The organism is Streptomyces chumphonensis (genome assembly GCF_014779715.1).
In the GTDB taxonomy this organism is placed as follows: Bacteria; Actinomycetota; Actinomycetes; order Streptomycetales; family Streptomycetaceae; genus Streptomyces; species Streptomyces chumphonensis.
In genome coordinates this window covers 1-713 of the sequence record NZ_JACXYU010000036.1, presented here as the reverse complement: position 1 = coordinate 713, position 713 = coordinate 1, and the positions used below count along the sequence as shown (strand labels likewise).

Sequence of the window (713 nt, the reverse complement as noted above, 5' to 3'; positions counted from 1 at the left end):
CGATCCGGAACCCGAGCCGGCACCCGGCCCGTCCACCGGCCGCACCCACGCCCCGAAAGGCTGACCGATGCACGTTGTGCGCGCCCCCTTCTCCGCGCGGGCCTGGCGGGAGCTCGGCTACGTCCTGACGAGCCTTCCCGTGGCCGTCGTCGTCTTCTCGACCCTCGTGACCCTGGTCGCGACGAGTGCCGGGCTCCTGGTGACGTTCGTCGGCGTCCCGCTGCTGGCCGTGACGCTGCTGTGCGCGCGGGCGTTCGGCGCCATGGAACGGGCCCGGGCCCGCGTCCTGCTGGGCCTGGACGTCCCGGCGCCCGGTCCGGTGCGGACGCCGCGCGGCAAGGGCGGCCCTGCGGCCCGGACGGTGGCGGTCCTCAAGGACGGCGCGAGCTGGCGGCACGTGCTGTACGGGCTCGTCCACTTCCCGTGGGCCGTCTTCTCCTTCAGCGCGGGACTGGCCCTGTGGTCGGCCGGCTGGGGGATGCTGACGTACCCGCTGTGGAGCTGGTCGCTGCCCGAGCCGGGCACCCAGCTGGGCGACAACGCCGCGGGCGAGCCGATCTACGTCGACTCACCGCCGGAGCTGGCCGCCTTCAGCGCCGTCGGGGCGCTGATCGTGCTCCTCGTCCCGTGGTGGCTGCGGGCCCTGACGGCCGTCGACCGGTTCCTCGTCGCCGGGCTGCTCGGCCCGACGCGGCTGGTGGAGCGGGTGTGGG

Annotated in this window: 1 protein-coding gene; it reads left to right on the top strand. The window is 75.2% G+C overall.

Features of this window, described 5'->3' with window-relative positions; genetic code table 11:
- Nucleotides 1-67: 67 nt before the first annotated feature.
- Nucleotides 68-713: sensor domain-containing protein (locus IF129_RS25925; protein ID WP_191212279.1), on the top strand; the 646-nt coding region annotated here is incomplete at its 3' end.